Raw genomic sequence first — 6,965 nt, 5'->3', positions numbered from 1 at the left:
ATTCCGCTGGCAGGAATGGCTGGATATTTTGGCTCATATGTTCATGCCATCGCTCGCTCTGGCCATTCCTTTGGCTGCCATTATTGCGCAGCTTCTTAAGCAATCACTGAAAGAAACCATGCATCTGGATTACATCACGCTAGCCAGAACACGGGGCTACAGCGAGTGCTACGTCATTATTCGGGAGGCGTTACCTAACGCCTTGCTTCCGACACTGGCGCTGATCGGTGTTCAGTTTACGTTTTTGATTGGAGGGACGGTGATTGTCGAGCGGCTCTTTTCCTATGAGGGGCTGGGAAACCTGGCGATTGATGCCGTCGTGAACCGCGATTTACCGCTGATTCAAGGCATTGTCATTTTGTTTGCTCTGCTGTTTACATTGGTCAATCTCGTGGTTGATTTGATGTACGCCATTCTCAATCCGAGGTTACGACATGCTTGATGGAAGAAATCAGATTCAACAGAAAACGAGCTTAAGGCTTTGGCTTTCAGCCTCGTGGTTAATTGTGCTTATTCTCGCGGCACTATTTGCTCCATTCCTGAGCCCTTTCGATCCGCTGGAACAGGATTTATTTACTTCTCAGCTGCCGCCCTCGTGGCTTCCAGGGGGTGAGGAAGGGTACTGGTTAGGTTCGGATTCATTGGGGCGTGATGTGTTGTCGCGAATACTCTACGGAGCAAGAGTCTCACTGACTATTGCACTTGTGGCTGGTCTGTTGACCTGCGTGATTGGTTCATTGCTAGGTTTGATCGCGGGGTATTACCGAGGATGGGCAGATTCACTGATTTCACGAATAACCGATATCTGGATGGCATTTCCTCCCGTCCTGTTTGCCATTTTGCTGATTGCGGTAATTGGAACAGGTTTATCGTCAGTGATCATTGCAATTGTAGTCATCGACTGGACGCGTTTTACCCGAGTGGTGAGAGCCGAGACGCTTAACCAATGTTCTATGGATTACGTAGTGTCGGCACAGGTTGTTGCCAGACCAAAATTCAATACGTTACTGCTAGAAGTGTTTCCCAACGTTCTGCCAGCAATAAGCGTACTGCTTACATTAGAAATGGGGATTGCGGTTATTGTCGAAGCAATATTGAGCTTCGTTAATTTATCGCTGTCTTCCGATTTTCCGACATGGGGCAGCATGATTTCTGAGGGTAGGGCTGCTATTCATCAAACATGGTGGGTATTGGTATTTCCTCTTGTGGTGTTATTTCTGACTGTGTTGAGTTTCAGCCAGTTGGGAGAAGGTTTAAAAGAAAGGTTTGATCCGGTGCTAAAATGAACGGCTATTTAAAATTAAACAGTGTATGTGCCTCGCTTCCCGACCAGACTCCACTGCTAAGAAACGTGTCTTTCGAGGTCGAACAAGGAACCGTCCATGGATTAGTTGGCGAAAGTGGTGCAGGGAAAAGCATGATAGGCAAAGCCTTGTTAGGCACTTTGCCACGCGCCGTGTCGTTAAGTCAGGGAGACATTCGGTTAGATGGTGTGTCACTTCAAAACCTCGACTTAAAAGCACGTCGGCGCTGGATAGGGAAAAATACGGCACTGATTCCTCAAGATCCTCTTACGGCTCTCAATCCATCCCGAAGAATTGGTCCACAAATTACCAGCAAACTGATTGATATTTTGGGGTGGTCGAAGCGAAACGCCAATATGCGGGCGATGATGCTGCTTGAAGAAGTTGGTATTCCTAACCCTCATAGGGTAATCAAAAGCTACCCGCATGAACTGTCTGGGGGGATGAGGCAAAGAGTGCTCATTGCAGCGGCTTTTGCTGCTAATCCTAAACTGATTGTGGCTGATGAGCCCACAACAGCGCTGGATGTGACGGTTCAAAAACAGATTTTACGTCTGATAAGAGAACTTCAGCATCAACACTCAACCACCATTTTATTTGTAACCCATGACTTGGGTGTCGTTGCCAAAATTTGTCAGTCGCTTTCCGTTCTATATGGAGGAAAAGTGTTAGAAACCGCAAAGGTGGAAGCATTTTTTCAGGCACCTCAGCACCCTTATTCCTCCGCTCTTCTTGAAGCAACACCGAGGTACACCCATCCGGAACAAAGCTTGAAACCCGTTCCGAGCAGCGTCATTCAAATGACCAAATTGGAAGTGATTAATGGAAGTAAGGAAAGGAATCATGATGCGAAAGTTGTATGAAGTTCGGGATTTGTGGGTGAGCTATCCTGATTTGATGAACAAGCCACTGTTTGGAGACGCCCCGGATATAGACATCATTAAAGGAATCAACTTTGACATCTATGAAGGGGAGATCTTAGGCATTGTTGGTGGCTCCGGCTCAGGTAAATCCACGCTAGGGCGTGCCTTACTTGGTTTATTGAATATTAAGAAAGGCAGTGTTCGGTATCATGATCAAGATATCACCCATATGCCAGAGAGCTTATTACGTACTTTGCGGTCGCAAATTCAAATGATATTTCAAGACCCTATGTCTTCACTCAACCCGAGGCACAGGATAGAAACCATTATTGGTGGTCCGCTAAAACTTCACGGGTTTGATCAGGTGGATCTGCGCGTTGCATCCGCATTGGAGAAGGTGGGGCTACCCATAGACTTTAAAAGGCGATATCCGCATGAGTTGTCAGGTGGGCAGCGTCAAAGAGTGGGAATTGCTCGGGCGATCGCACTCGAACCGAAGTTCGTTTTAGCCGATGAAATTTTATCTGGGTTAGATGTTTCTTCCCAGGCACAGGTGCTCGCGCTTCTTGAAACACTAAGGGCAGAACTCAATTTTACCATGGCATTTGTCAGTCACGACTTATCCGTGGTGAGAAGGCTCTGCGACAGAACCATGGTGTTGAAGTACGGTGAAATTGTTGAGCTGGAGCAGAGCGCAGAGCTGTTCTCTCATCCTAAAGCTGAATATACTAAAGAACTTTTAGACGCCATTCCCTTGCCGGAAATTGAGCCGAAATGGCTAGAAAAGCGCGCATAACAAATTGGTGAAAATAGAAGAAGTCTCATCGAGGCTTCTTTTTCGTTTGTTGGAATCTAATCAGCAATCAAAAAACAAAAAAACTGCCTGATGTGCAAAAGTCAGGCAGAAAGAGAAGGCGGTGTCGAAAGCCTTCAAATATCAGTACTTTCCAGAAAGCAGTGCGCCATAGCCAGGAACATGGGTATCGATATTGAGTGCTTTCATCATTTTGTAGGCTGTAGCGACGGAAGAAGAAAGAACGGGAATACCAACCCTGTCTTCAATCGGCTGAATCGAAGGCAAAGAAGGCATTTGTACACAAGCAGATGCGACCAGTGCATCAACATCCGTTCTCAACCGCTTGGTAATATCGATGGGTGCTCGGGGATCTTGTGAGCCAACTTCTAGGTTATCGGAGATTTCCAGTGAAATGCTGTCTACGACTTCAATTCCTTCACTTTCTATGTAATCAATAACAAGAGTTGTTAAAGGTTTCATGTATGGAGCGAGCAGGCTAATTCTTTTTGCGCCTATAGCCTTTAATCCATCAACAAGTGCGCCTGCGCTGGTCACAATGGGGCAATCAGAACCATTGTTTCGGGCAACTTCGTTTAGCCGGTTTTCAGATTTTCTGTGATACCCAAGCCCCATGCTCATAATGGCGACTAAGCAGGCGTATCCCATAACATCGACCTTGGCATCAGAGAGCTCAAGAGCACATCGAAGGCTGTCGTTATCCATCTTTTCCAGTTCAGCTTTGGTGACTTTTTTCATGCGCATGCGTGAAGAATGGAACGTGAACCTCTGCGGGTGGAAATGCTCCCTTGTTCTAAAAATTGCAGGCACTTCGGTTTCCATGGTGATATTCGAAGATGGAACAATTTGCCCAATTCGAATTTGTTGCAGCTTATTCATTGCTCTCTCTCCTGCAGGCTGGTTGGTTGGACAGGGTTTTGATCAAGGGCAGGACATTCTTCACCAGATGAATGTGTACTGATTGGTTGTATTGGTCGTTGGTTGACGCTTAATTGGAATACGTCAAAGCGGTTGTAATGACCCGTAATATCATGCATTTGCCTGGGTTGGATGCATTTGTTCAAGTCTATCTCAGCGTAGACAATCCCTTCTTCATCGATCAGTGCCTCACCAATAACTCTTCCATCCGGTCCTATAAAGCCACTGAAAGCACTGCTTTTTCTAGAGAGTAATTCCTCCGATTCTGGGTGTGTTTCTTTAAAGGCATCAATGATTTCCTGTGAAATGGTTGAACAGGACACAGCCGTGAAAACCTTGCCCTCAAAGGAATGAGCCGCAGAACGCAACTGAATGGCTTCTGCCATGTTGTAGTCAGAGGGCGCAACTGGCAGGGCGATATAGTTCGCCACGTGAATCAGCTCCCCTTGGGCTAAAAGGGCAAACCGAGCTAACGTGTTGGTATTCTCCCCACAGGCAAGTGCGCCAAGCGGGCCAACCGAGGTGTCATGTACTTTGAGTTGAGATCCGTCTCCAGGTGCCCAAGTCAGCTTTTCTGCCCAAGTAGGCACAAGCTTCCGATGCTTTCCAATGATTTGCCCATTGTGATCAATGATCACGACCGTGTTGTACAAAGTGCCGACTCCAACTGGGCTGCGCTCATTGACGCCTATCACCACATTGATGCCATGCTGTGCCGCAGTGTTGGCGATCTTTTGTATTTCTGGTCCCGGAACTTCGATGGCACATTTGCATAGCTTTTCAAACCAGGGGCTGCCATCTGGTGGGGTCATTATCCAGTTCCAGTAGGGATACCCTGGAATGAAGACTTCTGGGAACGCGACAAGTTGCGCTCCCTCAGCGGCGGCTTCTTCAATGAGTAAACATGCCTTATCCACGGTTGCATCAGTATTTAGAAAGACAGGGGCGGCTTGAACCACCGCTGCCTTGAACACATTCAAGTTCAACGTTGCCATGTATCCCCCTAATTTGCTGATACAACAGGGTGTCTTAAGGAACCAATGTGTTCCAGCTCAGCTTCGATGATATCTCCTGGCCAAACCCATTCCTGAGGTTCTCTTCCTGCACCCACGCCTTCCGGGGTTCCTGTCGCGATAATGTCACCAGGTTCCAACGTTATGCCTTGGCTAATGTCTTCAATGAGTTCATCAACTTTGAACAACATGTGGCGAGTATTGGAATTCTGCTTGGTCTCTTTATTGACTTTTAAGCTTAAGTTGAGGTTTTGAGGGTCGGGAATTTCATCCGCGGTCACAATACAAGGACCAAATGGCGCAAAGGTGTCCTGTCCTTTTGAATAGATCCATTGCCCAGCGCGTCGGCAGTCACGAGCGCTCATGTCAATCATCAGGCTATACCCGAATACATGATTCAATGCCGCTTCTTTCGCCACCTTTTTAGCTCGGGTTCCCATTACAACGGCGAGTTCTACTTCCCAATCAAGTTGCTGGGTAATGTTGGCGTTATGCTCAATGGCATCACCGGGTCCAATGACCGTTGTAGGGGGTTTCGAAAAAATGACAGGCTCAGTGGGTAGATCTTTATCGGTATCTAATGTGCGGCTGGATTCGGCAACATGTTCAACGTAGTTAAGACCAATGCCGAAAATGTTTTTTCTCGGGCGAGGAATCGGCGCGAGTAGCGTGACGTTTTCCAGTGGCAGGCTTGTCCCTGAAGGCCATTTGTTATGGTATTTTTCAGTGAGTGAACGGGCGATTTGGATGGCATTAGGTCCCATGTCAATGAAAGCCAGCATGTCGCTTGGCAGCGCACTACCGTCATGGTGCCCTAGGTGCGACAGGTCAATGACCATATTATCTACGATGGCACCTAAACGGGACTCTGACTGAATATCAGGTCTAAAAGTGACAAGTCTCATAATGATTTCCTTATTAATTTGGGTTGGACACAGGCTGGTGGCCGTTGTTTTCTTCTAAACTTTCCTCTCGGTACAAACCGAGTGCTTCAATGGTTGGCAGATCGTTAAAGCAGAAAAGGCAGGCGTCGTCGGAATCAGACAGGTTTACGTGTTCATGAAACGCCCACGACGGTACGCAGAATATATCTCGTTCCTTCCAGTCAAACCGCTGTCCGTTGATGACGGAATACCCCGAACCTTTAGCGACGTGGTAGATGTAACTCCCCGTATGCCTATGGGCTTTTCCTTTGAATCCAGGTCGGAGCAATTGCATGCTTGCACCCATAGTTTTCATGACGTGACCACCGGTGACGGGGTTGGTGTAATGCATGAGAATGTCATCATATGGGGAGCCATCTGAGACGCTGGCCATTTTAGTCAGAGCCTCGTAAGTTGTTGCCCACTGGTATTTGAATAAGGGGGAGTAAGGCTTGTCCCAATGAACATTTTGAGGTCTAAGAGCTTGCCCGCTCCATAAGCCCACCGAGTGATCAACAGGTTGGGTGATTGCCTGATTGAGGTCGGGATGCACTTGATAAAACCCAGCTTCAAATGCGTTGACCAAAGGAATATCCAGACCGTCTTGCCATATACAAGGAGTGCCAGAATCTTCAACACCGTGCTCGTGCCATGTCCCATTGGGGGTTAACACGAAGTCGTTTGCCCCTAGCATCATTTTCTGACCATCAACAATGGTGTACGCGCCCGATCCTTCCATGATGAATCTCAGGGCAGAAGAAGAGTGAGCGTGCGCGCTCGCTGCTTCCCCAGGAAACATAACCTGAAGCCCTGAATACAACCATCCCACAGCGGCCGCGACGTCCTGTCGACCGGGGTTATTAAGGTAAACAACCCTGCGACCCGCTTGCTCAGGCGTGACCAGTTCGGCTGATTTAAGCACTTTGTCTCTCAAATCCTGATAGCGCCAGAGAACTGGAACCGATTCAGATTTTGGCTCCCATGGTTCAATTTTGTTGGCAACAGTCCATAATGCTCCGGTATCAAGTGCTTGCAGATCTTTGTAATAGGAAACCAGTTCAGGTGTATCTGCGACGTTAGCTCTGCCAACGACATCTTCAATGTAGTCATCGTAGTTTTCAGTGGACATG

At 47.6% G+C, this 6,965-nt stretch carries 8 protein-coding genes; 4 read left to right on the top strand and 4 right to left on the bottom strand.

The annotated features are described in order from the left end of the window. The 4 genes from RH89_RS20090 to RH89_RS20075 form a co-directional block, all read left to right on the top strand. The coding region (locus RH89_RS20090) for an ABC transporter permease (RefSeq protein WP_004405880.1) at positions 1–442 on the top strand (442 nt) is incomplete at its 5' end. After that, on the top strand, positions 435–1,286 hold the full coding sequence (locus RH89_RS20085; RefSeq protein WP_004405879.1) for an ABC transporter permease: 852 nt from the start codon (positions 435–437) through the stop codon (positions 1,284–1,286). The genes RH89_RS20090 and RH89_RS20085, both read left to right, overlap by 8 nt. Then, positions 1,283–2,167, top strand: coding sequence for an ABC transporter ATP-binding protein (locus RH89_RS20080; RefSeq protein ID WP_004405878.1), 885 nt, complete (start codon positions 1,283–1,285; stop codon positions 2,165–2,167). Before RH89_RS20085 ends, RH89_RS20080 begins: the two co-directional genes overlap by 4 nt. Continuing rightward, the gene (locus RH89_RS20075; RefSeq protein ID WP_004405876.1) at positions 2,148–2,963 is read left to right on the top strand and encodes an ABC transporter ATP-binding protein; all 816 of its coding nucleotides are present in this window, start codon (positions 2,148–2,150) and stop codon (positions 2,961–2,963) included. Before RH89_RS20080 ends, RH89_RS20075 begins: the two co-directional genes overlap by 20 nt. Positions 2,964–3,104: 141 nt before the next feature. On the opposite strand, the gene RH89_RS20070 is transcribed toward RH89_RS20075, so the two are convergent. From RH89_RS20070 to RH89_RS20055, 4 genes are read right to left on the bottom strand one after another with little or no spacing between them, the layout of a single operon-like run. Then, positions 3,105–3,860: a maleate cis-trans isomerase family protein gene (locus tag RH89_RS20070; RefSeq protein WP_004405874.1), complete on the bottom strand. Its 756-nt coding sequence runs from the start codon at positions 3,858–3,860 to the stop codon at positions 3,105–3,107. Further along, entirely contained in the window at positions 3,857–4,894 is a 1,038-nt protein-coding gene (locus RH89_RS20065; protein ID WP_004405869.1) for a carbon-nitrogen hydrolase family protein, read from the bottom strand. The genes RH89_RS20070 and RH89_RS20065 overlap by 4 nt, the downstream gene beginning before the upstream one ends. Positions 4,895–4,902: 8 nt before the next feature. Beyond that, a complete protein-coding gene (locus RH89_RS20060; protein ID WP_004405867.1) occupies positions 4,903–5,817 on the bottom strand; it encodes a fumarylacetoacetate hydrolase family protein in 915 nt (304 codons plus the stop codon). 13 nt (positions 5,818–5,830) lie between these two features. Next, the gene (locus tag RH89_RS20055) at positions 5,831–6,964 is read right to left on the bottom strand and encodes a cupin domain-containing protein (protein WP_004405866.1); all 1,134 of its coding nucleotides are present in this window, start codon (positions 6,962–6,964) and stop codon (positions 5,831–5,833) included. Between the last annotated feature and the right edge of the window lies 1 nt (position 6,965).

This window comes from Vibrio nigripulchritudo ATCC 27043 (assembly GCF_000222685.1).
Lineage (GTDB): Bacteria > Pseudomonadota > Gammaproteobacteria > Enterobacterales > Vibrionaceae > Vibrio > Vibrio nigripulchritudo.
This window is presented reverse-complemented; position numbering and strand designations above follow the sequence as displayed.

What these genes read in the sequence shown, in the direction of transcription:
- RH89_RS20085 (WP_004405879.1), top strand. Translation starts at nt 435, where the DNA reads ATGCTTGATGGAAGAAATCAGATTCAACAGAAAACGAGCTTAAGGCTT.
- RH89_RS20080 (WP_004405878.1), top strand. Translation starts at nt 1,283, where the DNA reads ATGAACGGCTATTTAAAATTAAACAGTGTATGTGCCTCGCTTCCCGAC.
- RH89_RS20075 (WP_004405876.1), top strand. Translation starts at nt 2,148, where the DNA reads ATGATGCGAAAGTTGTATGAAGTTCGGGATTTGTGGGTGAGCTATCCT.
- RH89_RS20070 (WP_004405874.1), bottom strand. Translation starts at nt 3,860, where the DNA reads ATGAATAAGCTGCAACAAATTCGAATTGGGCAAATTGTTCCATCTTCG.
- RH89_RS20065 (WP_004405869.1), bottom strand. Translation starts at nt 4,894, where the DNA reads ATGGCAACGTTGAACTTGAATGTGTTCAAGGCAGCGGTGGTTCAAGCC.
- RH89_RS20060 (WP_004405867.1), bottom strand. Translation starts at nt 5,817, where the DNA reads ATGAGACTTGTCACTTTTAGACCTGATATTCAGTCAGAGTCCCGTTTA.
- RH89_RS20055 (WP_004405866.1), bottom strand. Translation starts at nt 6,964, where the DNA reads ATGTCCACTGAAAACTACGATGACTACATTGAAGATGTCGTTGGCAGA.